This is a genomic window from Sphingomonas sp. TX0543 (genome assembly GCF_048565505.1).
Classification (GTDB): domain Bacteria; phylum Pseudomonadota; class Alphaproteobacteria; order Sphingomonadales; family Sphingomonadaceae; genus Sphingomonas.
Genome location: NZ_JBLZUS010000002.1, coordinates 3,414,727 through 3,441,322 on the forward strand (window position 1 = coordinate 3,414,727; position 26,596 = coordinate 3,441,322).

Genomic DNA, 26,596 nt, shown 5'->3' on the forward strand with positions numbered 1-26,596 from the left:
GTTACGTCGCCACACAGCTCGTCTGTCAGCGAGTGGTAAAATACGGGGTACAGGTAGACAAGTGCTTGAGCGCCACGCAGCGGAACGCCGAAGGCGGTGCAAGACCCAAATGCGGTCATTCGGCGCAGCATTAACACTTCCCGATTCTTGCTGTTCGTTCAGCTTGAAAAAGGCGCCTCTTCCACCGCCAAATCGAATGACCGAACGTCTGGCACTGGGGGGGCGGAACGACCGCTTACGGGAACGCCGATAGCGGTAGCCGACATGCCGGGGTACCGCCTTTTCCCCGAACACGATGGTGTAGTGGGAAAGCCCTATCCGGTCAGTGACGGGTGAACGGTGGGATGAGGCGCAGGAAAGAAATATTGCCGGGTTTGCTTGTTTCGGCAGATCAGGCCGGATCCCCACCCAAGATTGCACGCTGTCTCGTCAAAAAGGATACAAGATCGTTCGCGGGCCGCCCGCTCAACCGCTCGACCTCGTCGGTCGTCCGATCCTCGACGCCATGCGCAATGGCATCGTCCATGGCGGCAAGCTTCGATGCGTAATCGCGCGGGATGCCAAAGCTGGCGTAGCGATCCGTCAGTTCGTCCGTCGAGAGGCGGTGATGACCCACGGGACGACCGCTCGCCGCGGTGATCGCGTGCGCCACCTCGTCATAGGTGAGCGCTCGCGGCCCGGTCAGCACGTGCTCGCCGGAGCCAAGCGCCGGGTCGGTCAGCGCCCGGACCGCCACGGCGGCGATGTCCGTCGCATCGATGAACGGCACGCGGCCGTCCTGCGTTGCGGAATAGATGCGGCCTTCATCGAGTATCGACGACAGATGCTGAGTCGTGAAGTTCTGCATGAACCAGCTCGGGCGCAGCACCGTCCAGCGCGGCGCATGGGCGTGGACCCAGGCATGCACCTCGCCCATCATCGGCCCACCCTCGGCCAGGGACGAAGCACTCAGCAGCACCAATCGCCCCGTCGCCTGCGCCACCGCCTGCTCCAGAAACGGGAGCATGACTGGCAGATGCTCCGTCCGGTCGGTGGGCGCGACGAGATAGACCGAGCTTACGCCATCGAGCGCCGGACCATAAGTCGTCGTATCCTCCCAATCGAACCGGACCTGATCGGGCGCTGACGGACGCCGGGTCGCTATGCGCGCCTCCGCCCCGCCGGCCACCAGCTGCTCCGCAACCGATCGGCCCGTCGTGCCGGTGCCGCCTGTAACCAGGATCCGATCACGCATGATCGGCCTTTCCGGCAACGAGCGCATCGATCAGCGCTGCACCCTTCGTTGCCCGCAGCGCGACGAGCGGATTCCAGTAATCGCGATAGTGGACGATGCGCCCGCCCGACGTGCGGATCACCGAGATGTAGCTTTGGTCATATGGCTCACCGGTCGTCACGCCGCGCCCGAAGCCTTCGAACTCCAGAACCACGATATCGGGATCGGTCGATGGATGAACGACAGGCTCCCCCATGCGATCGAAGGCGATCATCTTGCCCGCCTCCTCAAGATGGCCGGCAATGGCGGCGCGGCCCTCCAGGCGGGTGGCCAGCCCTGCTGGCGCATAAGGAAATTCCATCACTCCGTCGTCAGCCATCATCTCAACGAAGGTTGTGGCATCAGCGTCGATCCTGTCGCCCAGCGCCTGACGGAGCATGGATGAGAAGCTTTGAATATTTTCGGTCATGCATTATCTCCAAGCCGATGGAACGCCACCGTTCCGTCGTTACATAGGCAGGACACGATGGAACGCAAACGTTCCGACGAAGAAAATTCGCAAGCGCGCGCGCCAAGTGGTGCGGCTGTCATGCGCGTCGAGGTGACCGAGGCGCTGACACGCGCCTTTTTCCAGGAGTGGGCGCGCACAGGCTATTCGGGCCTGAGCCTTGAGCGCGTCGCGCGATCGGCCGGTGTCGGAAAGGCCGCGCTCTATCGGCGGTGGCCTGAAAAAGCTGCAATGGCGAGTTATCTCCTGTCGCGCGTTGGGCTGACGATCACCGATGTCGATGCGCAGGGATCGCTGGAAGACGATCTGAAAGCGACGCTGTTCGCTATTCGACGAGTGCTTCGACACCGCGCGGTGAAGCGCATCCTCATGGATCTTCACGCAGAGATCGAACGGACCCCGGCGCTGGAGCGAGCCATACGACCGTTCCAGCGCGCGCGGCGAGAAAGGATTGACGCATTGATCGACCGCGCGATCGCGCGGGGGGAGTTAGCCCCATCGATCGATCGTGGAACCGCAGCCGATCTCATTGCGGCCCCGCTATACTGGCGATTGGCGGTTCTGGGCGGGCGATCAGACCGGGCGCATATAGAGCGGCTTGCCCGGATGATCACTGCTGCGCTGCGCGGTCAGGGATGATCATCCGTCATCTCGAAAACGAACCCGTAGCGGGAAGGTGACGCTGCCGATCGCATTTCCATGATGATGCTCCTCGAAGATTGGAAAGGGGCGGGCGCGGGTCAGGCAGGCACCGGCAGCTTGCCGGCGCGCATCGCCGCGATCACGCCGCCATCGATCAGCAGGTCGCTGCCGGTGATGAACCCGGCCGTTGGGCCTAGCAGGAACGCCGCGGCCTCCGCGATCTTCTCGGGCGGGGCCATTCGCTTTGCCGGCGACGCTTCCATCACCGCGCCGCAGCCAGCTAGGGGAACAGATGAGGCATTCATCGCGCAAGCGGCCATTGAACGATTCCACGAAGCCGTTCTGCTGCGGCTTGCCGGGCGCGATGTAATGCCACTCGACGCCTGTGTTTCGACACCAGGCGGGCACGGCATGCCTGGTCAGTTCGGTGCCGTCGTCGCTGAGCAAGCGAGATCGGTCATGTGGCAGCCAGCCGCTCGGCGATTGTGGAGACCCAAATGCAATCGTCCCGAGAACACCAGCTTACTCCCGCCTTCGGCCACTGGTTCATCCGCTCGGCGACGTTTTCAAATTGGGAGCGACTCCCTCGCGCGGGAGTTTGTCGGGGATGACATCACTGCTTTTACGCTCGACGTTCCGCCTGTGTCCCGTCAAACCGCTGTTCTATGATGTGGGGAAATGGTGTCGAGCAGTCGGGCTATCTACCCTGACCGCGCTAATCAGCGCGTGCGCCTCGATCGGCCCATCGACGAAGCTTGCCGCCCCCGCCCCTGTATTTGCGCCGTTAGCCTTCTTCACCGGACATACCGTCGGCGAGGGCATTCTGCGTGTGACCCTATCACACGCACGCCGGGTCCATGTCGTCAGCGATGGCCGGGTCGAACCCGACGGTACGCTAGTTCTCATTCAACGCGTAGAGGAAGGGAGCAAGCCGCCGCGCGAGCGCACCTGGCATATGCGCGACCTCGGCGGTGGCCTGTTCGCGGTGTCGCTTAGCGACGCGATCGGTCCGGTTGAGGCCGACGTGGCCGGCAACCGATTGCATCTGCGCTTCCGAGCGAAGGGCGGGCTCGGAATTGAGCAATGGATCTACCGCCAGCCTGGCGGCGATACCGCGTTGAACCGCATGGTGGTGCGAAAGTTCGGCCTGCCCGTCGCCTCGCTGCACGAGACGATTCGGCAGGTTCGTTGATGCGATCGCGGCCCATTGTGTCGCCAGCGTCACTCGTATTGGCGCCAGGGCTCAGCCCCGGTCGCGCTTTGTCCACGCGGGAACGCCCAAATTCGCGTCTGAATGACGATCGCGCAGACCCAGAGCTGGTCGTTCACGCGACGTGATAGGTCTCCCGGAAGCAGACATCCGTTCATGTACGTCTGATGGCGTCTGACGCACATAAGGATAGACAGATGGCCGTTCGTTTGACGCGCGATGGCGCGGTTAAGGATCAGAGACTCGCGGCAACATGGAACGTCGGTGTCGTGGTCAACCTCTCGATCCGTTCGGGGTCCGGTTTAAGCAGGCCGCGGGATTGCGGAAGCGTCTGCCAAGGCCACCGCTCACGCTGGGGGCTTTTCGTAGGCCATGGCGGGTCGCGCTCCCACGTTTAGCGTAGTAGGTCTTGGGCAAGCACATTGCGATGAAGAGCAGGACTACGGTTGTCGACGTATATCGAGCAATTCGACTGGGCTTCCACCCCTCTCGGGCCCAAAGAGTCGTGGCCCCCTGCGCTCCGCACGACCTACGACATCCTGATGTCGAGCGGCTTCGGCATGTGCGCCGTCTGGGGGCCTGAGCGCACCTTTTTCTATAATGAAGCCTATATTCCGTTCCTGGCCGAACGTCATCCGCAGGCGCTGGGTCGGCCGATCGATCAGGTCTGGGTCGACGTCTGGAATGACATCGAGCCGCTGGTCGATCGGGCGATGGCGGGCGAGACCGTGCATCTCGAGAACCTGCGCCTCGTCATGACCCGCAAGGGCTATGAGGAAGATACCTATTGGACCTTCTCGTACAGCCCGCTGCGTGACGGCGACCGGATCATCGGCTTTCTCGATGTCGCCGTTGAGACGACCGAGCTGGTCGCCGCGCAGGAGCGCGACCGGGTGAACGCCGAACGCGTCCAGCTCGCGCTAGGCGCAGGCGCAATCATCGGAACATGGTTCTGGGACCTTCCGACGGACAGCTTCACTGTCGATGCGGCATTCGCCCACAGCTTCGGCATGGATCCCGCGCTGGGGCGAACGGGCATTCCGCTCGAGCAGGTCATCGCGACGGTTCATCCCGACGATCGCGATGGCCTGCTCGCGGCAATTGGTGACGTCATCGCCCGGAGCGGTGCCTACGCACACCAATATCGGGTTCGCAGGAATGACGGACGCTATTATTGGATCGAGGCCAATGGGCGTGTCCATCATGATCCCGACGGCACCCCCCGCAGCTTCCCCGGCGTATTGATCGACGTCGAGGACAGACGCGCCGTCGCGGCGGAGCGTGATCGGGCCATTGAGACGCTCAGGCATCTCAACGAAGAGCTAGAGCACCGCGTCGAAGAACGAACGCGGGAGCTGCGCGACTCGATGGATTTCGCTCGACTGGCCCTTTCCGCCGTGGGCGGCGTCGGTGTCTGGACGTTCGACGTCGCGAAGGACTGCTTCACCTGCGACGCCAACGTCGCCGAGCTCTACGACATCGATCCGATCCAAGGCGCCAAGGGCATTCCTCGAGCCGATTTCCTGGCCAACGTGCACGAGGACGACCGGGCGAAGCTGCGCACCACGATGGCGGGCGGTCTGATCGAGCCAGGCGACTTAGAGCTCGAATACCGTATCGTTCACCGCGACGGGTCAACGCGCTGGGTGCTCTCGCGTGGTCACACCTATTTCGACGACGCGGGACGGCCCGTTCGCCGGACGGGGGTGGGTGTCGACATGACGTCGCAACGGCTGGTCGAGGATCAGTTGCGGCAGGCGCAGAAGATGGAGGCCGTTGGCCAGCTCACCGGCGGGATCGCGCACGACTTCAATAACCTTCTCCAGGGTATTACCGGCAGTCTGGAGATTATTGGCCGCCGCATCGCCGAGGGCCGAACCAACGACGTTGGCCGTTTCATCACAGGCGCGACGACGGCTGCGAACCGGGCTGCCGCGCTGACCCACAGGCTCCTGGCCTTTTCCCGACGCCAGCCGCTCGATCCCAAGCCCGTCCGCGCCAACACGCTGCTCGCTTCTATGGAGGATCTCCTTCGCCGGACGATCGGCGAGACGATCGCGATGGAGTTGGCCCTGGCCGATGACTTGTGGATGACCCGATGCGATCCGAACCAGCTCGAGAACGCCGTGCTCAACCTGGTCATCAACGCCCGCGACGCCATGCCGGATGGAGGATGGCTGACAATACGGACGGCGAACGCCCATCTCGAAATGCCCCTTGAGGCCAAACAGCGCGGTGTCATGCCCGGCCAGTATGTGTGCATTAGCGTGACCGACACCGGGATCGGCATGAGCGCCGACACGATCGCGAAAGCCTTTGAACCGTTCTTCACGACCAAGCCGATTGGACAAGGCACCGGGCTCGGCCTGTCGATGATTTACGGTTTCGCGCATCAATCGGAAGGACACGCCAAGATCAGCAGTGAGGTCGGCGAAGGCACAACCTTCACCATGTATCTGCCGCGCTATTTCGGGGCTGATCTGGAGGACGAGGGCGTCGCGGCCAACGAACAAGCACGCTCCAGCGAGGCTGGCGGAGTTGTTCTCGTCGTGGAGGACGAACGGGTCGTGCGCGGACTGATCGTGGAGGAGCTCGGCGAGTTGGGCTACGCAACGCTCGAGGCCGCCAATGGGCCTGAGGGGCTGTCAATACTTCAGTCCCGCCGCCATATCGACTTGCTTGTCACCGATATCGGCCTGCCGGGTCTGAACGGGCGGCAGCTGGCAGATGCCGCGAGAGCGTTTCGTCCTGGCCTAAAAATCCTGTTCATGACCGGCTACGCAGAGAATGCGGCTCTGGCGTCGGGTTTTTTGGAACCCGGCATGGCAATGATAACCAAGCCATTCGCAATGAAAACGCTTGCCAGCCGCGTGACCGAGTTGATCGAGAGTTGAGTTTGTCGCTTCACGTCGAGGGCGCAGAGTAGAGATTCTCATCGTTTCCGTTAGTGCAGCTTGAAAAAGGCGCCTCTGCCACCGCCAAATCGAATAACCGAACCTCTGGTCGTCCGGGAAGGACGCCCGCGGCTCTCGTTCCCCGCGAGGGACGGGCTGGCAGACCCGGCTAAACCGTCTTGCCGGCGAGCCGCTCGACGAGGAAGTCGACGAACACGCGCACCCGCGCAGGGATAACGAAGCCACCGACGAAGACCGCGTGGATCAGTTCGACGTCGCCTGGATTGTAATCTTCCAGCAGTGGGACGAGCCGCCCGTCCGCGATCTCGGCTGCGACGCTGAAGCGGCCGACGCGGGTGATGCCGACCCCGGCGGCAGCGAGCTGGCCCAGCGTCTCGCCATTGTTAGCGATGATACCGCCCTCAACGCTCAGCGTGAAATCTCCGCCGCCGCGCCGGAACGGCCAGGTCGGCTCGGCCCGGCGGAAATTGAAGTTGAGGCAGTTGTGAGCGTGCAGGTCCTCCGGCAGCTGCGGGGTGCCGGCACGCGCGAGATAGCCGGGCGAGGCGACGATCACCCGGCCGGACTCGCCCAGCTTGCGCGCGGTCAGCCCGCTGTCGGCAAGCGGGCCGAAGCGGATCGCGACATCCGCCTGTCCTGCCGCGACGTCGACCAGCGTGTCGGTCAGCGCCACGTCGATCAGGATGTGCGGATAGGCGTGCGCGAAGTCGCCAAGCAGCGGTACGACGCACATCCGGCCATGCGCCAGCGCCGCACTGATCCGCAGCCGTCCGCGCGGCGCGCCATGGTCGGCGATCTGCTGCTCGGCATCGTCGAGATCGGCGAGGATCCGCCGTGCCGCGAGCAGATAGGCCTGCCCCTCGGCAGTCAGCGTCAACGCCCGTGTAGACCGTAGCAGCAGCCGCACGCCAAGCCGTGCCTCGATCCGGCCGATGGCCCGCGCCACCGCCGATGGCGTCAGCCCGAGCGTACGGCCGGCGGCGGAGAAGCTGCCTTCCTCCACCACGCTCGCGAACAAGGCAAGCGATCGGGCACGATCGTCGCTGCCGGCTGTTTTTGCGTCCAAGGCATAGATCCTTTGCATCGGCGGCCGGTTCCACCGCGCTGTTTCACCGTCCATCTATGCGCGTGACGATGAAATTCGCAAAGGATCGGTAATGGAATATCGGCAACTGGGATCGTCCGGCCTGCGCGTGCCAGCGCTGTCGTTCGGCGCGGGCACGTTCGGCGGTAAGGGCCCGCTGTTCAGCGCCTGGGGCACAAGTGATGCCGCCGAGGCGCGGCGGCTGGTCGACATCTGCCTAGACGCAGGGATCACGCTGTTCGACACCGCGGACGTTTATTCAGATGGCGCGTCGGAACAGGTTCTCGGGGAAGCGATCAAAGGGCGGCGCGGTGCCGTCCTGATTTCGACCAAAACCGCCCTGCCGATAGGAGACGGCCCGCAGAATTGGGGCGCGTCGCGGGCGCGGCTGATCGGCGCCGTCGAGGCGGCGCTGCGACGATTGGGCACCGACCATATCGACCTGCTGCAGCTTCACGCCTTCGACGCCTCCACCCGGGCCGATGAGGTGATGGGCACGCTCGACCGGCTGATCGCCGCGGGCAAGGTCCGCTATGCCGGCGTCTCCAATTATCCCGGCTGGCAGATCATGAAGGCGCAAGGTCTTGCCGATCGCCATGGCTGGCCCCGTCTGGTCGCGCATCAGGTCTATTATTCGCTGATCGGCCGGGCCTATGAATGGGATTTGATGCCGCTGGCGGCCGACCAGGGCGTCGGTGCTCTGGTATGGAGCCCGCTCGGCTGGGGCCGGTTGACCGGCAAGATCGGACGCGGACGACCGATCCCGGCGGGCAGTCGCCTGCACGACACCGCGAAATTCGCGCCCCCGGTCGAGGACGAACACCTCTACCGCGTCGTCGATGCGCTGGAGACGGTGGCGGGCGCGACGGGCAAGACCGTCCCCCAGGTCGCGATCAACTGGCTGCTGCGGCGGCCGACCGTGTCGTCGGTCATCATCGGCGCCCGCAACGAGGCGCAGTTGCGCGAAAATCTGGGGGCGGTCGGCTGGGCGCTGACGCCCGAGCAGATCGCCACGCTTGATGCAGCGAGCGACGTACTGCCGCCCTATCCGCACACCCCCTATCGGCAGCAGGAGGGTTTCGCCCGCCTTGCGCCGCCGATGGTCTGAGGGAGCCAGGATCATGAAGTTCAATCTCGGGCTAATCTCGCTGGCGGTCGGCGCCTTCGGCATCGGCGTGACCGAGTTCGCGCCGATGGGCATGTTGCCGGTGATCGCCGGCGACCTGCGGGTGTCGATCCCCGCCGCCGGGCTGCTGGTTAGCGCCTATGCGATGGGCGTGCTGATCGGCGCGCCGCTGATGGCCCTCGCTACCGGGCGTATCGACCGGCGGACCCTCTTGATCGCGCTGATGGGCATTTTCACGCTCGGCAATGCCCTGTCGGCGGTGGCGGGCGGATATTGGATGCTGATGGCGGCGCGGGTCGTCACCTCGTTCAATCATGGCGCATTCTTCGGCGTCGGATCGGTGGTCGCCGCCAGCCTGGTGCCGCCGGACAAGCGCGCGGGCGCGGTCGCGGCGATGTTCACCGGGCTGACCGTCGCCACCATCGGCGGCGTGCCGGCGGCGACCTGGGTCAGCGAGGCGATCGGCTGGCGGACCGCCTTTGCCGGGATCGCAGGCGTCGGCGCGATCGCGATGCTGTCGCTTCGCCTCGCGCTGCCCCCGCTCCCCGCGACCGAGGGCGGTGACATGCGCACCGAACTGCGCGTGCTGACACGTGGGCCGGTGGTGATGGCGCTGACGCTGACCACGATCGGCTTTGGCGGCGTCTTTACCGTCTTCACCTATATCGTGCCGATCCTCCGCGATGTGACGCACGGCTCGAGCGGTTATGTCACCGCGATGCTGATGCTGTTCGGCGTCGGCGCGACGATCGGCAATGCGCTCGGAGGCAAGCTCGCCGACCATTCGGTCGACCGGGCGCTGATGACCATGCTCGCGGTCATGGCGCTGACGCTGCTGGCCTTTACGGTGCTGATGCAATGGCCGGTGACCGCCGCCGTCGCGATCCTGATCTGGGGCATCGCCAGCTTCGCGATCGTCCCGCCCCTGCAGATGCGGGTGATGGATACCGCATCGGAGGCGCCGAACCTCGCCTCGGCGATGAACATCGGCGCGTTCAACCTCGGCAACGCGATCGGCGCGGCTCTGGGCGGGGCCGTGATCGGGGCTGGGCTTGGATTACCTGCTGTGGCGCTGGCGGGTGCCGTAATGACGGCGGTGGCGCTGGCGATGCTGCTCGCATTCCGGCGTCAGCCCCGTGCAAGGGCCTGTCCATTCTAATTGGTTGTGTCGATGCGGACGAACTCGGCCAAACAGGGAGGATGTTGATCGCCGCGATCCGGTTAACGCGAATATCGGGAAACTTGCAACGAGGATTGGGCTACTTGATCAGGACGTTTCCACGCACTTCTGCCCTCACGGCGGCAAACACATCGACTCCGCGTTGGGCGCAGCAATAGTCGCAAGGGGCGATCAGCACGACGGCCCGAACGCTATGCAAGACGCGGTTCGCTACGCTTTGCCCGCCTTCGTTCGTCCCAAACGGCTCGGTATTCGACCCCCGAACTTTAGGCGGTTCGCGGGGCGGATACGGATCGGCAGGACCGGCGGGATATGTTCGGTCAGCGGCGTCAGATGTTTGAGCGCCTCCAGCTTGATCGACAGGTCCGCCTCGTCGTCAAAGGTGCGGGCCTTCTCGGTTTCGCCTTCATGCCCGAAGATGTTGCAGCGAACGCTGTCCGGCACGACGCCCTTTAGCATCGAGGTGGCGGTACGGCGGAAGCTGTAGACGTCCTTGTCCTTCCAGGCGCCGCCCACCTGATGCTGCTTTGAGAGAAAGGTCCACGCCTCGGCGTAGGGAGAGTTGAGGGAGGCATGGTCGACGGCGGCGGTGCTGCTGGCGAACTGATCCTCAAGGATTCGCTGCAATTGCCAGCGCAGCGCGTCGCTGAATACCTTCTTGAGCTGGTCGGGGCTCACACCCGACGACGGACCGTAACCCATGCGCAAAGCTTCCTCCGCAGAACCGAGACGCAAGGCAGTAACCCGCGCGTCTGTGAAGTTCATTGCGCCCAACGGTAACCCCAGCGGTAACCGTACGCCGCCAACCGTCATTTTCTTGCGCCACCAATAGCGGCTGCCGCGCAAACACACGTTCGATAAGCCCATTCCGCCACCCCAGTGGGTACAGCAAGGGGTACAGTCGGGGGTACAACCGTCTCTTATCGCCGTCGTTAAGACGCGAAATCAAGGACTTGCGAGCGGATGGTCGGGGAGACAGGATTCGAACCTGCGACATCCTGCTCCCAAAGCAGGCGCGCTACCAGACTGCGCCACTCCCCGACGCGCGGATGCCCTTAGCTTTTCCGCCGATCACAGCGCAACAGGTTTGTCCGACACCGGCAAAACCGGGCGGAACACGGCAGGAACCAGCGACGATAGTCCCGGAACAGTCCCGGGCCTTGCCGCTGATAAACTCGGACGCTCGTAAACTCGGACGCTCGCACAGGGCATGCCCGTCGGACGATCGCGATAGTCACCAACAATCTCCCTGGCAAGTTTCCAGGTCGGGGGTTACGCAAGCATTTCAAGCCAACGTTGAGAGCAGAACGAACCGAAATGACGCTCGCGCGCACTGACGAGCAACGGATGCTCGCTGAAACCCTTGACGCCACCCTTGCACGCGGCGGCAACAATTGGGTGACCGCGATTGAGGAAACCGGGCTCGATACGCTCGGCGTCGCGGAGGAAGATGGTGGGCTAGGACAGAACCTTAGGGACGCAGCCGTAGTTGCAGCAGCATTGGGCCGCGCCAATGCCGAGTTCCCCTGGGCGGAGCATTGGGCCGCCAAGCGCGCCGCTGCTACTGACGCGACAGCGGAAATGCTCACCGTGTTGCATTGTGCCGAGATCGTCGGACTATGCCGTACAATGCTGCGCGACGCGGCGCTGTTCTCTCGCGAGCGGCGCCAGTTCGGCGTTTCGATCGCGAGCTTTCAGGTGCTGCGGCATCGCATGGCCGATATGGCGATGATCCTCGAACAGGCCGATGCGATCACCAGTGCGGCGATCGACGCACTGGACTCGGCCGATCCACATTCAGCCCGCTTTGTCAGCGCGGCACGCGTGGTGTGTGACGATGCAGCGCGGATCGTCGGCGAGGGCGCGGTACAGATTCATGGCGCGATGGGGCTAACGGCGGAATTGAACGTCGGCGGATATTTTCGCCGCGCCCGTGCCCTGATGCAGGGCGACGGTGGCGCCCGCACTCACCTCTCCCGCTACGCTGCCTGATCTACCACCGCGCGCGCGATCAGATCGCGCTGGATCTCGTTTGATCCGGCATAGATGCTGCCAGCACGATTGTTGAGATAACGCGGCATCGCTACGGCGATCGCATCTGGCGCGTCCTCAATGGCGCCATCCCACAATGCCGCCATTTCCAGCGCGAGATGATCGAGCCGCTGCGACGTTTCAGTTCCCAGAACTTTGAGCATCGAAGGCCGGATTGCGTCGGACGGCCCATCGCCCTCCAGCGCCGCAAACTCGATCGCGCGCAAGGCATCGATCGCGATCGCCTCACGCGCCAGCCGCTCGCGATTGCCCTCATGATCCAGCCAGCCCGTTCGCGCCGCCGCATCACGGATCGTGTCGAGATGCGCTGCAAGGCTGGGCGCATATCGGCCACCCCGTTCAAACGTCAGCAGATGCTTGGCGACCGTCCAGCCGTCATTTTCGGCACCTAGCCGACCGACGACCGGCACGCGGGCATCGTCGAAGAACACCTGATTGAACTCATGCTCGCCGGCGAGCGTCAGGATCGGCGTCACGGTGATCCCCGGCGTGGCCATTTCGAGCAGTAGGAAGGTTATGCCGGACTGCGGCCGCCCTTCGGTGCTGGTCCGGACGAGGCAAAACATACGGTTCGCGAAATGCGCATGGGTCGTCCAGATCTTCGATCCGTTGAGTACATAGTCGTCGCCATCGCGCACCGCGCGCATGCGGAGCGCAGCCAGGTCCGATCCGGCGCCCGGCTCCGAATAGCCCTGGCACCAGTAATCCTGTCCCGACAGGATGCGCGGCAGCAGCGCCGCCTTCTGCTCGTCCGTGCCGTAGTGCATGATTACGGGTGCGACCATCTTCAGCCCCTGCGGCGGCAGCGAGGGCGCATGGGCGCGGGCGCATTCCTCGGCAAAGATATAGCGGCGGATGCCATCCCATCCCGGCCCACCATACTCCACCGGCCAGTCTGGAGCGACCCAGCCTTGCGCGTGCAATATGCTCTGCCAGGCCAGGGTGATATCGGGATGAAGGAATACGCTCGTCGCGCGTCGCGCCGCACGCGACAAATCGGGCGGAAGCTTCTCGCGCAGAAAGGTGCGCACCTCGTCCCGGAAAGCGCGCGTTTCAGAGGTCAGCAGGTGATCCATTCGCGCATCATGCGCGGAATGCAGCGCGTGTCCACCGAACAATAACGCGCCATTGCGGTATCGGCCAACCAATCGCTCCGCTATATCAGAAGAAGCCCCCGCCAAGCGCGAGGCGCACGATCGCGATAAGCAACACGAGCAGGTTGAAGTTGCGGCCCGAATCGCTCGACGAGATCATGCCGAACAGCGCGCCCACCGCCGCGATCGGCAATGCCGCCCAGTTGAGCCAGCCGAACAACGGCAGCACGCCGGGAATCGCAAACAGCAAAGCGACGAGGCCGATCAGGATCGAGAAGATATTGAACATGGGCGGCAACATGGGTCGCGCCGCAGTGTAGTGCAAGTGCAATACGGCACGCGTGTCAACGCTTCGGCAAGCAAGATAGGGCAAGTATCTTCGCCATGATCGAGCCGCGCCACCTCGCCAAGTTCCTCGCCCCGCTGCTGGCGATCACGCTAGCCGCGTGTGGCGACTCCCGCAGCGATACCGGCAACGCGGACGAACTCGACAATATGCTCGCCGCCACGAACGAGGCGAGTGCGGCCAACGATCCCGCGCTCCGAACTGCGCTGCGCGATCCGATCATGGTCGATCCCGCGCTGGTGCAGCAGGCAAATGCAGATGTAGTCAGGCCACCGGCACAACCGGCCAGCGGCGCTTTGCCGCCAGACGATATCGCGGCGCGCGGCGGCCCCGCCGAAAGGGATAGGTTGCGGCCGGCACCGGCGCCCGGCCCGTGCCCGCAATGCGCCGCCGCGCGGCGCGCATTGACGCTGGGCGCGCTCGCGGAAGGGCAGCACGCCACCGGGGATTGTGTCGCCAAGGTAAGGTATTCGGCCGTCTGGGCGAACCGATTGCCACCCGCAACGCCACTTTATCCGGATGCACGGGTGATCGAAGCAGCTGGTGCGGACGGCAATGGCTGCGCGCTTCGCATCGTGAATTTCGCCAGCGGAGCGTCGCTGCAGCGCCTGCTGGCCTGGTATTACACCAAGGCCGGCGATGCCGGTCTTTCGGCACAGCATGGCATGGATGGAGCGGATCATGTCCTCGCCGCCTCGACACCCGGCAAAGGCGCGCTGTTCGTGATGTTCCGGCCCCGGGCGGGCGGCGGCACCGAGGTCGATCTTATCGCCGACCGCGGCAACTGATCCCCTTCCCTTCCGCCGCCGCGCCTTTCACGCTAGGGCGGCGCGATGCAGAACCTACTCATTGTCATGCTTGGGGGCGCCTTCGGATCGGGCGCGCGGCATCTGACCGGCCGGCTGATGCTTGCGCTGCTCGGGCCAAACTGGCCATGGGGAACGCTGACGGTGAATATCGTCGGCGGACTGCTGATGGGCCTGCTCGTCGGCACACTGGCGCGCTTCCCCACGGTGAGCGGCGAAGGCTGGCGGCTGCTGCTCGGCGTTGGTGTACTCGGCGGATATACAACCTTCTCCTCATTCTCGCTGGACGTGGTGGCGATGATCGAGCGCGGGGCCTGGGCGGGGGCGCTCGCCTATGTCCTGGCGTCACTGTTCGGCGCGGTTCTGGCAGTGTTCACGGGTCTGTTCATCATGCGCGCGGTGACGGCATGAACGATGCCGTCCGCCAGTTCACGGTCGCGCCCGATGACGATGGCATCCGCGTCGATCGCTGGTTCAAGCGCCATCTGCCCGATACGAGCTTCACCATCGTCGCCAAATGGGCGCGGACCGGGCAACTGCGGTTGGATGGCGCGCGCGTGGGGCCGGGCGATCGCGTCACCGTCGGTCAGGTGCTGCGCGTGCCGCCGGCCGAGCCGTTACGCGCCACGACACGCCCGGTGCGCCAGCGGGCGCCGCTGTCTGATGACGAGATCGCGTTTGCGCGCGAGATGGTGATCCACCAGGATGCCGCCGCATTCGTGCTCAACAAGCCCCCTGGCCTGGCCACGCAGGGCGGCACCAAGACCACGGCGCATGTCGACGGCCTGCTCGACGCGCTTCAGTTCGAGGCGGAGGGGCGACCCAAACTCGTCCACCGGCTTGACAAGGATACCTCGGGCGCGCTGCTGGTAGCGCGGACCGCGCGCGCCGCGGCGTTCTTTTCAAAGGCATTCTCGGGGCGTTCGGCCAAGAAGGTTTACTGGGCCCTGGTGGTCGGGGTGCCGTCGATCGAGGATGGCACGGTCGATCTGCCGATCGCCAAGCAGCCCGGAACTGGCGGCGAGAAAATGCACGTCGACGAGGCGGAAGGGCAGCCTTCCCGCAGCCGTTATCGGGTGATCGAGCGCGCGGGCAATCATGCGGCCTGGGTTGAATTGCAGCCATTCACGGGGCGTACCCACCAGCTTCGCGTGCATATGGCGGCGATCGGGCACCCGATCGTTGGCGATGGCAAATATGGCGGCGCGGCGGCGTTCCTCACCGGTGGGATCAGCCGGAAGATGCATCTGCACGCGCGGCGCATCCGCGTCGATCACCCGGACGGCGACAAGATCGACGTGACCGCCGCACTTCCGACCCATTTTGCCGAAAGCCTGAAGAGCCTGGGCTTCGACGAGGCGCTCGGCGACAACATGCCGGCTGACACACGCCCCCCGCCCAGCCGTGAGGAGAAAAAGGCGAAGGCGCGCGCCCATGCGAAAACGGTGCGCAAGGCCCGGCGCGGCGAACGGCGCGGACGTGGCACCGAGCGCGACTGATGTATTCCGACACCCTATCCGCGCAACTGTAGCGGCGTCGCATCTCGTCACGGGGGAAATGCGACCGGCGCGGACGGGCCGGCGGTGGAGCATGCGCCGGTGACGATCGACACGGCGGGCAATTTCACCTTTCATCCGTCGTGCATCAACCGGGCCATGCCGATTTCGGGCATCACGCGGGCAATCGCCAATTCTGGCGGATCAGATGGCGACATGCAGCTACGTCGTCGTCGAGGTAGGGTAGTGCTTCCGCTTTCGCTGCGCCCGCAAGGATCAGATGAGCGGCGCGCCGAAAAAGCCGAGCGCGGCGATCGCGAAGAGCATCGCAGAGAGCGCGCCGGTCAATCCGCACAACACATAACCGGTATATTGCACCACCGGCGGGTTCGGACGCCGCATTTTCGCGTTGCGCGACGCGCCAGACAACACGAAGCTCATCAACAAACCATAAGTGAATACCATCGGGCCGACCATCTGCCAGCGTCTCCATATCCAAATGTTGAAAGCCGGCGTGCCCCCCCGGCCCGTTCAGCCCATTGCTTAACCATAGCAGGAGGTACTTACCAAGCCGTTCACGCTACACCCGGCGTCCGCGCGATACGGTTCGTCGCGATGGCTGGCGCGCGCGTCGTCGATCGGTCATAGGCCTGCTATGGCCGCCCCCAATCAAGATCCCGCCAAGGTCCGCTGGTTTTACATCACGCTCTCCCGCCTGGCCGCCTCGGGCGGAGCGGTGCTCGGCGTGATCCTCCTCGCAGAAGGCGACACTGTCTGGCGGAGGGTACTTGGCGGCGCGATCGTGCTTTCGGCGATGGCAATGATGGCAATCGTGCCGCGCAGCCTTGCGAAGCGCTGGCGGACACCGCCGGAATGAAGCGCTTCTGGAACGAGGTGTCGCTGGACGAGGGCGGCGGCGTGCTGCTTGACGGTCGGACGGCGCGCACGCCGGGCCGCGCGCGGCTCGCGCTACCCACAGCGGCCTTGGCGGAGGTGATAGCCGAAGAATGGCGCGGAGTTGCCGAAACCCTCGATCCGCGCTTGATGCCTCTGACCGGGCTCGCCAACGCAGCGATCGATCGGATCGCACCGGATCCCGCTCCATTCGTCAAAGATATCGCGCGATATGCAGAGAGCGACCTCACCTGCTATCGAGCGGAGACGCCAGCCGAGCTGGTGGCGCGCCAGAAGGCGGCATGGAATCCGCTGCTCGACTGGGCGCGGCGTCGCTACGACGTGCATTTTGAGACAACCGCTGGCGTGATGCACGTCGATCAGCCCGAGGCGACGCTCGCACGGATCTCCGACGCTGTCGCGACGTATGATCCGTTTGCGCTTGCGGCCTTGCAAACGATCGTTGGAGCGACCGGCACGATCGTAGGCACGCTGGCGCTGGCGGAAGGTGTGATCGATCCCGATGCGTTGTGGCGCGCCGCGCAGATTGACGAAGACTGGCAGATCGAGAAATGGGGTGACGACGAACTCGCCACCCGCGCTCGCGAGGCGAAACGTGCGGACTTTGATGCGGCGACAAGGTTTCTCGCTGCGCTCACGCGGCGCTAGCTGGCGCGGCGCAACTTGCGAATGAAGCCGATCAGCCCGGTCTGTCGCGATCGCTTCAGGCGCTCCGCCGCCAGGATCGTGCGGACATGCTGGAAGCATTGCTCGACATCGTCATTGACCAAAACATAGTCATAGCCGTCCCAATGGCTGACCTCATTCGCGGCCCGCGACATGCGCCTGTCGATGATCTCGGTCGAGTCGGTCGCGCGCTTCAGCAGGCGCTGATGCAATTCCTCCATCGATGGTGGCAGGATGAATACCCGCACCACATCGCCGCCTGCGATCTGATAAAGCTGCTGCGCTCCCTGCCAGTCTATATCGAAGAGCACATCCTTGCCGGCCGCCAGCATCTTCTCCACCGGCGCCTTGGGTGTGCCATACCGTTCATCGAAAACATGCGCCCACTCCAGGAACTCGTGGGAGTTCGCCATTTCCCGAAAGCGATCTAGCGAAACGAAATGATAATCCGTCCCATCAACCTCGCCGGGGCGCATCGCGCGTGTGGTAGCGGAAACCGACATACAAAGATCGGCATCGTCCGCGAGCAATTTGCGCGCGATAGTGGACTTGCCCGCGCCCGATGGCGAGGACAGCACAAACAACACGCCGCGGCGCTTGAAACCGTGCGGATCGGGATGTGGGGAAGCGGCCATGCGCGCTACTGCCGCGCGCGCAGGGCATGCGTCAAGACGACATGGCGCGGCGCGGCGCGTTTAGGCGACGGTCGAGGCACTCCCAGTCTGCCGCGCCTTGTGCCGGTCGTAAGCCTTTTTCGCGACATAGGCCCCACCAACCGCCAGCCCAAGCGGACCCATACGCGTGACCGCGCGAGTCATAAACGCGCCGAGAATTGCACCTTTGACGCCACTTCCGCCTTCGCGGCGCTGTAGCTCGCTACCAACTAGTGCGCCAATAATAGAGCGAATCATTCGAATAACCCCTTAGAACTGCCTTGGAGCGAACAAGCGCTTCAGGCGCGTTCAGGTTCCGAGCATTGCCTCGGGCCGGACAAGGCGATCGAAAGTCGCGGCGTCGACCAGCCCGAGCGCCGTCGCTGCCTCGCGCAGGGTCAGTCCCTCCGCATGAGCATGCTTGGCGATCCTGGCGGCATTGTCATAGCCTATTTCTGGCGCGAGCGCGGTCACCAGCATCAGCGATCGATCAACCAGCTCAGCGATGCGCCGCTGGTTCGCCTCCAGCCCCTCGACGCAGCGTTCGGCAAAAGACGCCATGCCAACCGCAAGCAAGTCAATCGACCGCAACACTGCCGCACCAATTACGGGCTTGAACACGTTCAGTTCCAGATGCCCCTGCGCGCCGCCCACGGTGATCGCGACATGATTGCCCATCACCTGCGCGGCGACCATTGTAAGCATTTCGCATTGCGTGGGATTTACCTTGCCCGGCATGATCGAACTGCCCGGCTCGTTCGCCGGCAGATCAAGTTCGCCGATGCCGCAGCGCGGGCCGGAGCCAAGCAGGCGGATGTCGCTGGCAATCTTGGTGAGCGCAACCGCCAGTGTATTGAGCGTGCCTGATAGGTGAACAAGCGGATCGTTCGAGCCGAGCGCCTCGAAAAAATTCTCCGCCGGAATAAAAGCTTCGCCGGTAATGTCGCGCAGCGCGGCGCAGAAATCCTCCGCGAAACCCGCGGGTGCGTTCAGTCCGGTACCAACCGCCGTGCCTCCCTGAGCCAGCCGCAGCGTGCCATGTTCGATTGCCGGCTCTATCCGGCGACGACAACGATAAAGCTGGTTCGCATAGCCGGAAAACTCCTGCCCGAGCGTGAGAGGTGTGGCATCCTGAAGATGGGTGCGCCCGATCTTCACGATATGCACCCAGGCATGCGCCTTGATATCAAGTGCGTCGTGGAGCCGGTTTAGCGCCGGGAACAGGCGCTCGCGCACGCCAAGCGTCGCCGCGATGTGGAGCGCGGTGGGGAAACTGTCATTCGAGGATTGCCCGCGGTTCACATCATCATTGGGATGCACCGGCGACTTGCCACCGCGCTGGCCGGTCAGAATCTCGTTGGCGCGGCCCGCGATCACCTCATTGACGTTCATGTTCGATTGTGTGCCGCTGCCGGTCTGCCAGATTACCAGCGGGAACTGATCGTCATGGTCGCCGGAAGCGACTTCGGCCGCCGCCTGCTCGATCGCATCGGCCTTGTCCGCGGAGAGGCCGTGGTTGCGATTTACCCGGGCGGCCGCCTGCTTTACCAGCGCGAGTGCTCGGGGGATGGCGATCGGCATCCTTTCGCGGTCGCCGAATGGGAAGTTCTCGATCGATCGCTGCGTCTGCGCGCCCCAATAGGCCTGGGCCGGCACCGCGATCGCGCCGATCGAATCGGTTTCGGTGCGGCTGTCGGTCATCCGTGCTCCACGATGCACGGCCGCATGGCGCAGGTCTGTCCCGCCGCGGCCGGTCTATTTCTTGCGCTTGAAATCGACCGCCACGACGTTCGATCCATCCTCGACCGGCGTTGCGGTCGGGCCGTCGTTCTCCGCCGGATCGTGGCCCCCCGGACCGTCCTCCGGTCCTTCGGCCGCCTGGAAGCGCAATTCGAAATTCACCGCCGGATCGTGAAAGCCGGTGACCGCCGAATACGGGATCAGCAGCTTCGACGGCACCTGGTTGAAGCTTAGGCCGACCGAGAATTTCGTGTCGTCGACGGTCAGATCCCAAAAGCGGTTCTGCATGACGATCGTCATCTCGTCAGGGAAGCGCTCGATCAGACGCTTCGGGATATCGACGCCCGGCGCCTGTGTCTTGAACGTGATGTAGAAATGATGCTCGCCCGGCAGCGTGCCGCCGTTCTCCGCGACCGAGCCGAGCACGCGGCCGACCACAGCGCGAAGGGCTTCCTGCACGATCTCGTCGTAAGGTATCAGGCTATCAGGCGCGGAATCATCCATATGGCGGCTATGGGTAGCGCGGTCGCGGGCGTGGTCAAGCAAAGCTTTCCTTCCCAAATGCCGCACGCGCGCTATGGAGCGCGGCCATGCGCACAGCGACCATAACCCGTGCCACCAGCGAGACGGACATCGCCGTCACCGTCAATCTCGACGGCAGCGGCCAGTATGACGTGGAAACCGGCATCGGCTTTTTCGATCATATGCTGGAGCAGCTCGCTCGCCATTCGCTGATCGATCTTTCCGTACGCACGAAGGGCGATCTGCACATCGACCAGCACCATACGGTCGAGGACACCGGCATCGCGATCGGCCAAGCCATTGCTCAGGCGCTCGGCGACAAGCGCGGCATCCGCCGATACGGCGATGCTTTGTCGCCGATGGACGAGACGCTGACGCGCGTCGCGCTCGACATTTCCGGGCGACCGTGGCTGGTGTGGAATACGGAGTTCACCCAGAAGCGCCTGGGCGAAATGGATACCGAGATGTTCAAACACTGGTTCCATTCCTTCGCACAGGCCGCCGGGATCACGCTCCACGTCGAGACCCTGCATGGCGAGAACAATCACCATATCGCCGAAAGCGCTTTCAAGGGCCTCGCCCGCGCGTTGCGTCAGGCGGTGGAGATCGACCCGCGCAAGGCGGATACCATCCCCTCGACGAAAGGCATGTTGTGATGCCGGCCGGAAAATATCGCGCGGAGGGGCACCTGAGCCTGATCCTGCTCGATTACGTAAAGCCGCTCGAAGATGTCGATGCGCAGATGGAGGCGCATGTCGCCTTTCTCGAACAGGGCTTCGAGCAAGGCGTTTTCGTCGTGGCTGGTCGTCGTGAACCGCGTACTGGCGGGGTGATCCTGTGCCGCGGCGTTGCAGAGGATATCGAGGCGCTCGCGCAGACCGATCCGTTCGTCGTCAGCGGCGTCGCGACCGCCGAAGTGGTTGAGTTCAAGGCTAGCTTCGCGGTCGATGCGGTCGCCCGCCTCGCACGATGACGCTGGCGTTGGTCGATATCGAGTCGGGCAACCTCCGCTCGGTGGAGAACGCGCTACGGACGGCCGGTGCACGGGACGTGGTGATCACCGCCGACCCGGACGTTATTGTGCGCGCGGAACGCATCGTCCTGCCCGGAGTCGGCGCATTTGGCGCGTGCGCGGCGAATTTACGCAAGGTCGATAGTCTGCAGGCGGCGCTGACGCAGCGCGTGCTGAACGACGGCGCGCCGTTCCTCGGCATCTGCGTCGGTATGCAACTGATGGCGGAGACCGGCGAGGAAATGGGCACGCACCAAGGCCTCGGATGGATCGCGGGCCAGGTCCGCCGGCTCGCCCCAGAAGACCCGGCCGCGAAAGTGCCGCACATGGGGTGGAACGATGTAACCCCGCTCGCCTCGACGGGGTTACTGGAGGCAGGCGAAGCGTATTTTCTGCACAGCTACGCGTTCGAGGGCGAGAATGTCCTCGCGCGCACCGATCACGGCGGGCCGGTGACGGCGGCGATCGGCCGGGACAACATGCTCGGCGTGCAATTTCATCCCGAAAAGAGCCAGCGCTACGGCATCGCGCTGCTCGAACGATTCCTAGCGTGGCGCCCATGACCCTGATCGTTTTTCCTGCCATCGACCTCAAGGCTGGTCAGGTCGTTCGCCTCGCCGAAGGCGATATGGATCGCGCCACCGTCTACGGCGACGACCCTGCTGCGCAGGCGATGCAGTTTGCGGACGCCGGCGCACAACATCTCCATGTCGTCGATCTCGACGGCGCTTTCGCGGGAGAATCCGTGAATGGCGCGGCGGTGCGCACGATCGTCGAACGCTTCCCCGGTCACGTCCAGCTCGGCGGCGGCATCCGTACACCCGGCGCGGTGGAGGCGTGGTTCGATCTCGGCGTGGCGCGGGTGGTGATCGGGACGGCGGCGCTGGAGAAGCCACAATTCGTCCGCGACATGGCCAAAGCCTTTCCCGGTGGGATCGTGGTCGCGGTCGACGCGCGCGACGGCATGGTCGCAACGAAGGGCTGGGCCGAGGTTTCCGATGTCCGCGCCACCGATATGGCGCGCCGCTTCGAGGATGCCGGGGTGGCCGCGCTCCTGTTTACCGATGTGGGGCGCGACGGGCTGCTCAAGGGGTGCAACGTCGAGGCCACCGTCGATCTCGCACGATCGGTCAACATTCCGGTGATCGCCAGCGGCGGTGTGAAAGGCATCGGCGACATTCACATCCTTGCGCTTCATGCGCGCGATGGTGTGGAAGGCGTCATCACCGGCCGTGCGCTCTATGACGGAAGGCTCGATCTCTCGGCCGCGCTGTCTGTTGCGAGCGCTGCCGGATGACCGTTCGTGCCCGTGTCATCCCGTGTCTCGATGTGGCGAACGGCCGTGTGGTGAAGGGCGTGAACTTCGTCGATCTGAAGGACGCAGGCGATCCGGTGGAGCAGGCGCGCGCCTATGATAGTGCGGGCGCGGACGAGCTCTGCTTCCTGGATATAACGGCCAGCCACGAGGGGCGCGACACGATCCTGGACGTGGTACGGCGCACGGCGGCGGTGTGTTTCATGCCGCTCACCGTCGGCGGCGGGGTGCGGACAGCGGAAGATGCGCGCGCCTTGCTGCTGGCGGGCGCGGATAAGGTGGCGGTCAACTCCGCTGCGGTAACACGGCCGGAAGTGGTGTCCGACATTGCGAACCGATTTGGAAGCCAATGCTGCGTGGCAAGCGTGGACGCGCGCCGAAGCGGCGATCGCTGGGAAGTGTTCACGCATGGCGGCCGCCGTGCGACCGGGATAGATGCGGTGGAGCACGCATTGCGCCTCGCCGGTCTGGGCGCGGGCGAACTGCTTATCACGTCGATGGACCGCGATGGCACCCGCGACGGCTACGAGCTGGCGCTGATCCGCACGATCGCGGACCGGACGAAAGTGCCCGTCGTGGCCTCGGGCGGCGTTGGCAGCCTGAAGGATCTCGTCGCCGGCGTGACGGAGGGGCACGCCTCCGCCGTGCTGGCCGCATCGATCTTCCACTTCGGCGACGCTACGATCGCGCAGGCACATGCTGCGCTGGCGGCGGCTGGCGTGCCGGTGCGGACATATGCGGGCTGATTGACCCCCACTCCTGGCCGAGAGGGGCGTCCCAGCCGCTGTCCGCAGGCTGACGAAGCTTGAAACGACCTGATCCAGTTTATCAGCGCATTTGTCGCCCGTCCTACGAACGCGCAAAGCGCCCTAGCTGCGCTGAGGAAGAGGCGCTTGGATAATCTCCCCACTCACTGTGCATGATCGTGCTGAGCCAATGTCGCACATGCGCTCCGCTACCATGTAAAACGCAGAAGCCGGCAAGGCGAACAACACGAACGGCGCCGAGCCGAAGACGTGCCCCGGCCAGCGGTTAGGTCGTGACGGGTTATCCACGCACATGTGGTCGGGCCGCATTAGCTGTCCACAACTGTGGCGACGCCCGTCACCGTCGCCCAAACAGCTTCTCGATATCGCCATGCGCCAGCTTCACCCAGGTCGGTCGCCCGTGATTGCATTGCCCGGAGTGCGGCGTGACTTCCATCTCACGGAGCAGCGCGTTCATCTCCGCGACCGAAAGCACCCGCCCCGCCCGAACCGAGCCGTGGCATGCCATCGTACCGGCGACAGCATCGAGACGTTCGCGCAATGACAGCGCCTCGTCGAATGCGGCGAGTTCGTCGGCAAGGTCGCCGACCAGTCCCGACGGATCGCCGGCGCCCAACAACGCGGGCATCGCGCGCACCAGGATCGCGCGCGGCCCGAAGCGCTCGAGCTCCAACCCCAGTTCGGCAAGTTCCGTCACCCGCGCCTCCAGCCTGTCGCACGCCGGCTCGTCCAGTTCGATGACCTCGGGGATGAGGAGCGCCTGCGATGCGACCCGCCCGTCCGCGAGCGCGCGGCGCATCCGCTCCAGCACCAGCCGCTCGTGCGCCGCATGCTGATCGACGATGACGAGGCCGTCCTCCGCCTCCGCGACAATGTAAGTTTTGGCGACCTGCCCACGCGCCACGCCCAACGGATGATCCTCGCGCTCCGGCGGCGGTGCCCACGCCGGCTCGGCACGCGCCTGTGGCGGCGGCGCGGCGAAGCTCGTGCGCCGATCCGCGACCGACATCCCCGCGGGTTGGGGCGGCGGAGCCCAGATCGTTTGCTGATACTCTGCCGGGCGCGCGATCGGCTCGCTCCGCCACATCGCCAGCGCATCCTCCGCCGCGCGGTTCGACACGCGATGCCCCGCGCCATCGAGCGCACGGCGAATGCCGCTGACGATCATGCCCCGAATCATTGCGGGATCACGGAAGCGCACTTCTGTCTTGGCGGGATGTACGTTCACGTCGACCTGATCGGGCGGCACCTCGAGAAACAGCGCCACCACCGCATGGCGGTCCCGCGGCATCATTTCTGCGTAAGCGCCGCGAATCGCGCCGATCAGCAGCCGGTCCTTCACCGGACGCCCGTTGACGAACAGATATTGGTGGTCGGCGACACCGCGATGGAAGGTTGGCAGCCCTGCGACGCCACCCAGCACGACACCCTCGCGCTCCAGATCGACCGCGACCGAATTCTCCGCCAGCGCGCGATCGGTCAGCAGAGCGACACGGCCGGGGCGGCCCTCCGCCTGCAATGCGGCGAGCGCGCGGCGGCCATCGTGCTCCAACGTAAAGGCGATATCCGGCCGCGCCATCGCCAGCCGCCGCACCACATCGAGGCAGGCGGCATATTCGCTCCGGGTCGAGCGCAGGAACTTTCGTCGCGCCGGCACCCGCGCGAACAGGCCGTCCACCACGATCCGCGTGCCGAGTGGCAGGGCGGCTGGCCCTTCGCGCACCAGATCGCCATTATCGATCGTGCGCGCCCAGCCGTCGCTGCCGCGCGGGCGACTCTCCAGCGTCAACCGCGCGACGCTGGCGATAGAGGGCAGCGCCTCTCCGCGAAAACCGAGCGTTGAAACCGCATCGATATCGTCGTCGGGCAGCTTGGACGTCGCATGGCGTTCGCAGGCCAGCGCCATTTCCCCAGGCGTCATCCCGCAACCATCATCGGCTACCTCGATCCGCTCCGTCCCGCCGGCGGCGAGCGCAACACTCACGCGCGTCGCACCGGCGTCGATCGCGTTCTCCACCAGTTCCTTCAACGCGCTGGCCGGTCTTTCCACCACTTCACCGGCAGCGATGCGGTTGACCAGGTGCTCGGGTAAACGTCGTATTGACACGACAACTCCCCTAGCCCAAGCGGCGGCATCCCGCGACCCCGTGAGACGTAGATATATGCGTATCAATTACGCCTTGCGACGGCAGGCGTGGGATGCTTGGCATATCGTGCCGCGATTCTGACGCGGCGACTCGGGGACGGAATTTACCGAAACATGGCCTTTTCGCGATTTTTCAAGTTCATGTCGCACGATATGGCGATCGATCTCGGCACGGCGAATACGGTCGTCTACCTGCGCGGTCGTGGGATCGTGCTTAACGAGCCATCTGTCGTGGCGGTCGAGACGATCAACGGAATCAAGAAAGTGAAGGCCGTTGGCGACGACGCCAAGATGATGATGGGCAAGACGCCCGGCAACATCGAGGCGATCCGCCCGTTGCGCGATGGCGTGATCGCCGACATCGACGTCGCCGAACAGATGATAAAGCACTTCATCCACAAGGTGCACGGCGGCAAACAGCGGCCATGGCGCTTCCCCGAGATCGTGATCTGCGTTCCCTCTGGCTCAACCAAGGTGGAACGACGCGCGATCAGAGACGCCGCGTCTAACGCTGGTGCCAGCCAGGTGTGGCTGATCGAGGAGCCGATGGCCGCCGCGATCGGCGCCGACATGCCGGTGACCGAGCCGATCGGCAGCATGGTGGTCGATATCGGGGGCGGCACCACCGAGGTGGCCGTGCTCTCGCTGCGCGGCCTTGCCTATACCACCAGCGTGCGCGTCGGCGGCGACAAGATGGACGAGGCAATCGTCAGCTATGTCCGCCGCAACCACAATCTGCTGATCGGCGAAGCGACAGCCGAGCGGATAAAGCAGGAAGTCGGGATCGCCAAGCCGCCGTCCGACGGCATCGGACTGACGATCCACATCAAGGGCCGCGACCTGGTGAACGGCGTGCCGAAGGAAATCCAGATCAACCAAGGGCAGATCGCCGAGGCGTTATCAGAGCCGGTCGCCACGATCGTCGAGGGCGTGCGCGTCGCGCTCGAAAATACCGCGCCGGAACTGGCCGCCGACATCGTCGATCAGGGCATCGTGCTTACCGGTGGCGGCGCATTGCTTCAGGGGCTGGACGAGGTGCTGCGCGACGAGACGGGCCTCCCTGTCACCGTCGCTGAGGATCCGCTAACCTGCGTGGCGCTCGGCACCGGGCGGGCGCTTGAAGATCCGATGTATCGCGGCGTGCTGACAAACGGTTGAACAGAGGCGGTTTTCTCAAGAGGAATAGGT

The 26,596-nt window shown here is 64.6% G+C and carries 29 protein-coding genes, 1 tRNA gene and 1 pseudogene; 17 read left to right on the top strand and 14 right to left on the bottom strand.

What is annotated here, in order from left to right; translation table 11 throughout:
* Positions 1-391: 391 nt before the first annotated feature.
* Both ACM61V_RS16995 and ACM61V_RS17000 read right to left on the bottom strand, forming a co-directional pair.
* Positions 392-1,234: an NmrA family NAD(P)-binding protein gene (locus ACM61V_RS16995; protein ID WP_137788168.1), complete on the bottom strand. Its 843-nt coding sequence runs from the start codon at positions 1,232-1,234 to the stop codon at positions 392-394.
* Positions 1,227-1,682, bottom strand: coding sequence for a nuclear transport factor 2 family protein (locus tag ACM61V_RS17000; RefSeq protein ID WP_249341720.1), 456 nt, complete (start codon positions 1,680-1,682; stop codon positions 1,227-1,229). Before ACM61V_RS17000 ends, ACM61V_RS16995 begins: the two co-directional genes overlap by 8 nt.
* A gap of 57 nt (positions 1,683-1,739) precedes the next feature.
* On the opposite strand from ACM61V_RS17000, the gene ACM61V_RS17005 reads away from it, so the two are divergent.
* Positions 1,740-2,360 carry a TetR/AcrR family transcriptional regulator gene (locus ACM61V_RS17005; protein ID WP_249341719.1) on the top strand — a complete coding sequence of 207 codons (621 nt, stop codon included), beginning with the start codon at positions 1,740-1,742 and terminating at the stop codon, positions 2,358-2,360.
* Positions 2,361-2,461: 101 nt separating this feature from the next.
* Here the strand turns inward: ACM61V_RS17005 and ACM61V_RS17010 are convergent, their stop codons facing one another.
* Positions 2,462-2,626: an SDR family oxidoreductase gene (locus ACM61V_RS17010; RefSeq protein WP_283214577.1), complete on the bottom strand. Its 165-nt coding sequence runs from the start codon at positions 2,624-2,626 to the stop codon at positions 2,462-2,464.
* A 31-nt stretch (positions 2,627-2,657) separates the two neighbouring features.
* Positions 2,658-2,810, bottom strand: a pseudogene (locus tag ACM61V_RS17015) (integrase core domain-containing protein); the annotation flags it as partial.
* Positions 2,811-2,970: 160 nt separating this feature from the next.
* Between ACM61V_RS17015 and ACM61V_RS17020 the strand changes: the two are divergent.
* On the top strand, positions 2,971-3,555 hold the full coding sequence (locus ACM61V_RS17020; RefSeq protein ID WP_249341727.1) for a DUF3833 family protein: 585 nt from the start codon (positions 2,971-2,973) through the stop codon (positions 3,553-3,555).
* 464 nt (positions 3,556-4,019) lie between these two features.
* Positions 4,020-6,467, top strand: a complete 2,448-nt coding sequence (locus tag ACM61V_RS17025) for a PAS domain-containing protein (protein WP_249341718.1) — start codon at positions 4,020-4,022, stop codon at positions 6,465-6,467.
* 169 nt (positions 6,468-6,636) lie between these two features.
* Here the strand turns inward: ACM61V_RS17025 and ACM61V_RS17030 are convergent, their stop codons facing one another.
* Positions 6,637-7,554 (bottom strand): LysR family transcriptional regulator, encoded by a 918-nt coding sequence (locus tag ACM61V_RS17030; protein WP_137788166.1) that lies wholly within the window; start codon positions 7,552-7,554, stop codon positions 6,637-6,639.
* A 91-nt stretch (positions 7,555-7,645) separates the two neighbouring features.
* Here ACM61V_RS17030 and ACM61V_RS17035 point away from each other — a divergent pair, with 91 nt between their 5' ends.
* Positions 7,646-8,680: an aldo/keto reductase gene (locus tag ACM61V_RS17035; RefSeq protein WP_137785075.1), complete on the top strand. Its 1,035-nt coding sequence runs from the start codon at positions 7,646-7,648 to the stop codon at positions 8,678-8,680.
* A 13-nt stretch (positions 8,681-8,693) separates the two neighbouring features.
* On the top strand, positions 8,694-9,857 hold the full coding sequence (locus ACM61V_RS17040) for an MFS transporter (protein WP_137785076.1): 1,164 nt from the start codon (positions 8,694-8,696) through the stop codon (positions 9,855-9,857).
* Between the two features lie 231 nt (positions 9,858-10,088).
* On the opposite strand, the gene ACM61V_RS17045 is transcribed toward ACM61V_RS17040, so the two are convergent.
* A complete protein-coding gene (locus ACM61V_RS17045; protein WP_171007448.1) occupies positions 10,089-10,724 on the bottom strand; it encodes a hypothetical protein in 636 nt (211 codons plus the stop codon).
* 118 nt (positions 10,725-10,842) lie between these two features.
* Positions 10,843-10,919, bottom strand: a tRNA-Pro gene (locus ACM61V_RS17050).
* 276 nt (positions 10,920-11,195) lie between these two features.
* Here ACM61V_RS17050 and ACM61V_RS17055 point away from each other — a divergent pair.
* Positions 11,196-11,870, top strand: a complete 675-nt coding sequence (locus ACM61V_RS17055) for an acyl-CoA dehydrogenase family protein (protein WP_137785078.1) — start codon at positions 11,196-11,198, stop codon at positions 11,868-11,870.
* On the opposite strand, the gene ACM61V_RS17060 is transcribed toward ACM61V_RS17055, so the two are convergent.
* The gene (locus tag ACM61V_RS17060; protein WP_137785079.1) at positions 11,858-13,006 is read right to left on the bottom strand and encodes an acyl-CoA dehydrogenase family protein; all 1,149 of its coding nucleotides are present in this window, start codon (positions 13,004-13,006) and stop codon (positions 11,858-11,860) included. The two genes, ACM61V_RS17055 and ACM61V_RS17060, sit on opposite strands and share 13 nt — an antisense overlap.
* Positions 13,007-13,091: 85 nt before the next feature.
* Positions 13,092-13,325 carry a hypothetical protein gene (locus tag ACM61V_RS17065; RefSeq protein ID WP_349290313.1) on the bottom strand — a complete coding sequence of 78 codons (234 nt, stop codon included), beginning with the start codon at positions 13,323-13,325 and terminating at the stop codon, positions 13,092-13,094.
* 83 nt (positions 13,326-13,408) lie between these two features.
* Between ACM61V_RS17065 and ACM61V_RS17070 the strand changes: the two genes are divergently transcribed.
* Genes ACM61V_RS17070 through ACM61V_RS17080 form a run of 3 tightly spaced genes read left to right on the top strand, consistent with a single transcriptional unit; the run spans position 13,409 to position 15,675 of the window.
* Positions 13,409-14,158: a hypothetical protein gene (locus tag ACM61V_RS17070; RefSeq protein ID WP_137785080.1), complete on the top strand. Its 750-nt coding sequence runs from the start codon at positions 13,409-13,411 to the stop codon at positions 14,156-14,158.
* 45 nt (positions 14,159-14,203) lie between these two features.
* On the top strand, positions 14,204-14,587 hold the full coding sequence (gene crcB / locus ACM61V_RS17075; RefSeq protein ID WP_137785081.1) for a fluoride efflux transporter CrcB: 384 nt from the start codon (positions 14,204-14,206) through the stop codon (positions 14,585-14,587).
* Positions 14,584-15,675, top strand: a complete 1,092-nt coding sequence (locus tag ACM61V_RS17080; RefSeq protein WP_137785082.1) for an RluA family pseudouridine synthase — start codon at positions 14,584-14,586, stop codon at positions 15,673-15,675. Before crcB ends, ACM61V_RS17080 begins: the two co-directional genes overlap by 4 nt.
* A 273-nt stretch (positions 15,676-15,948) precedes the next feature.
* Here ACM61V_RS17080 and ACM61V_RS17085 read toward each other — a convergent pair whose 3' ends face one another.
* Positions 15,949-16,149, bottom strand: a complete 201-nt coding sequence (locus ACM61V_RS17085; protein WP_137785083.1) for a hypothetical protein — start codon at positions 16,147-16,149, stop codon at positions 15,949-15,951.
* A gap of 178 nt (positions 16,150-16,327) precedes the next feature.
* Between ACM61V_RS17085 and ACM61V_RS17090 the strand changes: the two genes are divergently transcribed.
* Both ACM61V_RS17090 and ACM61V_RS17095 read left to right on the top strand, forming a co-directional pair.
* A complete protein-coding gene (locus ACM61V_RS17090) occupies positions 16,328-16,549 on the top strand; it encodes a hypothetical protein (RefSeq protein WP_137785084.1) in 222 nt (73 codons plus the stop codon).
* Positions 16,546-17,235 carry an ATP12 family chaperone protein gene (locus ACM61V_RS17095; RefSeq protein WP_419714201.1) on the top strand — a complete coding sequence of 230 codons (690 nt, stop codon included), beginning with the start codon at positions 16,546-16,548 and terminating at the stop codon, positions 17,233-17,235. Before ACM61V_RS17090 ends, ACM61V_RS17095 begins: the two co-directional genes overlap by 4 nt.
* Here ACM61V_RS17095 and gmk read toward each other — a convergent pair.
* The 3 genes from gmk to ACM61V_RS17110 all read right to left on the bottom strand — a co-directional run bounded on the left by gmk (position 17,232) and on the right by ACM61V_RS17110 (position 20,150).
* A complete protein-coding gene (gmk, locus tag ACM61V_RS17100) occupies positions 17,232-17,888 on the bottom strand; it encodes a guanylate kinase (RefSeq protein WP_137785086.1) in 657 nt (218 codons plus the stop codon). The genes ACM61V_RS17095 and gmk overlap by 4 nt on opposite strands.
* A 327-nt stretch (positions 17,889-18,215) precedes the next feature.
* Positions 18,216-19,607, bottom strand: a complete 1,392-nt coding sequence (gene fumC / locus ACM61V_RS17105; protein ID WP_419714202.1) for a class II fumarate hydratase — start codon at positions 19,605-19,607, stop codon at positions 18,216-18,218.
* Positions 19,608-19,661: 54 nt separating this feature from the next.
* Positions 19,662-20,150 (bottom strand): SspB family protein, encoded by a 489-nt coding sequence (locus tag ACM61V_RS17110; protein WP_137785089.1) that lies wholly within the window; start codon positions 20,148-20,150, stop codon positions 19,662-19,664.
* Positions 20,151-20,236: 86 nt separating this feature from the next.
* On the opposite strand from ACM61V_RS17110, the gene hisB reads away from it, so the two are divergent.
* From hisB to hisF, 5 genes are read left to right on the top strand one after another with little or no spacing between them, the layout of a single operon-like run.
* Positions 20,237-20,824, top strand: coding sequence for an imidazoleglycerol-phosphate dehydratase HisB (gene hisB / locus ACM61V_RS17115; protein WP_137785090.1), 588 nt, complete (start codon positions 20,237-20,239; stop codon positions 20,822-20,824).
* Positions 20,824-21,141 carry a YciI family protein gene (locus tag ACM61V_RS17120; protein WP_137785091.1) on the top strand — a complete coding sequence of 106 codons (318 nt, stop codon included), beginning with the start codon at positions 20,824-20,826 and terminating at the stop codon, positions 21,139-21,141. The genes hisB and ACM61V_RS17120 overlap by 1 nt, the downstream gene beginning before the upstream one ends.
* Complete coding sequence (gene hisH, locus ACM61V_RS17125) at positions 21,138-21,743, top strand: imidazole glycerol phosphate synthase subunit HisH (protein WP_137785092.1); 606 nt, start codon at positions 21,138-21,140, stop codon at positions 21,741-21,743. The genes ACM61V_RS17120 and hisH overlap by 4 nt, the downstream gene beginning before the upstream one ends.
* Positions 21,740-22,477, top strand: a complete 738-nt coding sequence (hisA, locus tag ACM61V_RS17130) for a 1-(5-phosphoribosyl)-5-[(5-phosphoribosylamino)methylideneamino]imidazole-4-carboxamide isomerase (protein ID WP_137785530.1) — start codon at positions 21,740-21,742, stop codon at positions 22,475-22,477. Before hisH ends, hisA begins: the two co-directional genes overlap by 4 nt.
* Positions 22,474-23,241 (top strand): imidazole glycerol phosphate synthase subunit HisF, encoded by a 768-nt coding sequence (hisF, locus tag ACM61V_RS17135; RefSeq protein WP_137785093.1) that lies wholly within the window; start codon positions 22,474-22,476, stop codon positions 23,239-23,241. The genes hisA and hisF overlap by 4 nt, the downstream gene beginning before the upstream one ends.
* A 358-nt stretch (positions 23,242-23,599) precedes the next feature.
* Here hisF and mutL read toward each other — a convergent pair whose 3' ends face one another.
* Positions 23,600-25,369: a DNA mismatch repair endonuclease MutL gene (gene mutL, locus ACM61V_RS17140; protein WP_137785094.1), complete on the bottom strand. Its 1,770-nt coding sequence runs from the start codon at positions 25,367-25,369 to the stop codon at positions 23,600-23,602.
* A gap of 153 nt (positions 25,370-25,522) precedes the next feature.
* Here mutL and ACM61V_RS17145 point away from each other — a divergent pair, with 153 nt between their 5' ends.
* Complete coding sequence (locus ACM61V_RS17145; RefSeq protein WP_137785095.1) at positions 25,523-26,566, top strand: rod shape-determining protein; 1,044 nt, start codon at positions 25,523-25,525, stop codon at positions 26,564-26,566.
* Positions 26,567-26,596: the final 30 nt, after the last annotated feature.

Bases quoted from the DNA above. Each gene is read 5' to 3' on its own strand.
- hisH (WP_137785092.1), top strand. From the start codon at position 21,138: ATGACGCTGGCGTTGGTCGATATCGAGTCGGGCAACCTCCGCTCGGTG.
- ACM61V_RS17090 (WP_137785084.1), top strand. From the start codon at position 16,328: ATGGCCGCCCCCAATCAAGATCCCGCCAAGGTCCGCTGGTTTTACATC.
- gmk (WP_137785086.1), bottom strand. From the start codon at position 17,888: ATGGCCGCTTCCCCACATCCCGATCCGCACGGTTTCAAGCGCCGCGGC.
- ACM61V_RS17120 (WP_137785091.1), top strand. From the start codon at position 20,824: ATGCCGGCCGGAAAATATCGCGCGGAGGGGCACCTGAGCCTGATCCTG.
- ACM61V_RS17035 (WP_137785075.1), top strand. From the start codon at position 7,646: ATGGAATATCGGCAACTGGGATCGTCCGGCCTGCGCGTGCCAGCGCTG.
- crcB (WP_137785081.1), top strand. From the start codon at position 14,204: ATGCAGAACCTACTCATTGTCATGCTTGGGGGCGCCTTCGGATCGGGC.
- ACM61V_RS17040 (WP_137785076.1), top strand. From the start codon at position 8,694: ATGAAGTTCAATCTCGGGCTAATCTCGCTGGCGGTCGGCGCCTTCGGC.
- ACM61V_RS17010 (WP_283214577.1), bottom strand. From the start codon at position 2,626: ATGGAAGCGTCGCCGGCAAAGCGAATGGCCCCGCCCGAGAAGATCGCG.
- ACM61V_RS17145 (WP_137785095.1), top strand. From the start codon at position 25,523: ATGGCCTTTTCGCGATTTTTCAAGTTCATGTCGCACGATATGGCGATC.
- hisF (WP_137785093.1), top strand. From the start codon at position 22,474: ATGACCGTTCGTGCCCGTGTCATCCCGTGTCTCGATGTGGCGAACGGC.
- ACM61V_RS17095 (WP_419714201.1), top strand. From the start codon at position 16,546: ATGAAGCGCTTCTGGAACGAGGTGTCGCTGGACGAGGGCGGCGGCGTG.
- hisA (WP_137785530.1), top strand. From the start codon at position 21,740: ATGACCCTGATCGTTTTTCCTGCCATCGACCTCAAGGCTGGTCAGGTC.
- ACM61V_RS17065 (WP_349290313.1), bottom strand. From the start codon at position 13,325: ATGTTGCCGCCCATGTTCAATATCTTCTCGATCCTGATCGGCCTCGTC.
- ACM61V_RS17005 (WP_249341719.1), top strand. From the start codon at position 1,740: ATGGAACGCAAACGTTCCGACGAAGAAAATTCGCAAGCGCGCGCGCCA.
- ACM61V_RS17070 (WP_137785080.1), top strand. From the start codon at position 13,409: ATGATCGAGCCGCGCCACCTCGCCAAGTTCCTCGCCCCGCTGCTGGCG.
- ACM61V_RS17110 (WP_137785089.1), bottom strand. From the start codon at position 20,150: ATGGATGATTCCGCGCCTGATAGCCTGATACCTTACGACGAGATCGTG.
- fumC (WP_419714202.1), bottom strand. From the start codon at position 19,607: ATGACCGACAGCCGCACCGAAACCGATTCGATCGGCGCGATCGCGGTG.
- ACM61V_RS16995 (WP_137788168.1), bottom strand. From the start codon at position 1,234: ATGCGTGATCGGATCCTGGTTACAGGCGGCACCGGCACGACGGGCCGA.
- ACM61V_RS17060 (WP_137785079.1), bottom strand. From the start codon at position 13,006: ATGGATCACCTGCTGACCTCTGAAACGCGCGCTTTCCGGGACGAGGTG.
- ACM61V_RS17055 (WP_137785078.1), top strand. From the start codon at position 11,196: ATGACGCTCGCGCGCACTGACGAGCAACGGATGCTCGCTGAAACCCTT.
- ACM61V_RS17000 (WP_249341720.1), bottom strand. From the start codon at position 1,682: ATGACCGAAAATATTCAAAGCTTCTCATCCATGCTCCGTCAGGCGCTG.
- hisB (WP_137785090.1), top strand. From the start codon at position 20,237: ATGCGCACAGCGACCATAACCCGTGCCACCAGCGAGACGGACATCGCC.
- ACM61V_RS17080 (WP_137785082.1), top strand. From the start codon at position 14,584: ATGAACGATGCCGTCCGCCAGTTCACGGTCGCGCCCGATGACGATGGC.
- ACM61V_RS17085 (WP_137785083.1), bottom strand. From the start codon at position 16,149: ATGGTCGGCCCGATGGTATTCACTTATGGTTTGTTGATGAGCTTCGTG.
- ACM61V_RS17020 (WP_249341727.1), top strand. From the start codon at position 2,971: ATGACATCACTGCTTTTACGCTCGACGTTCCGCCTGTGTCCCGTCAAA.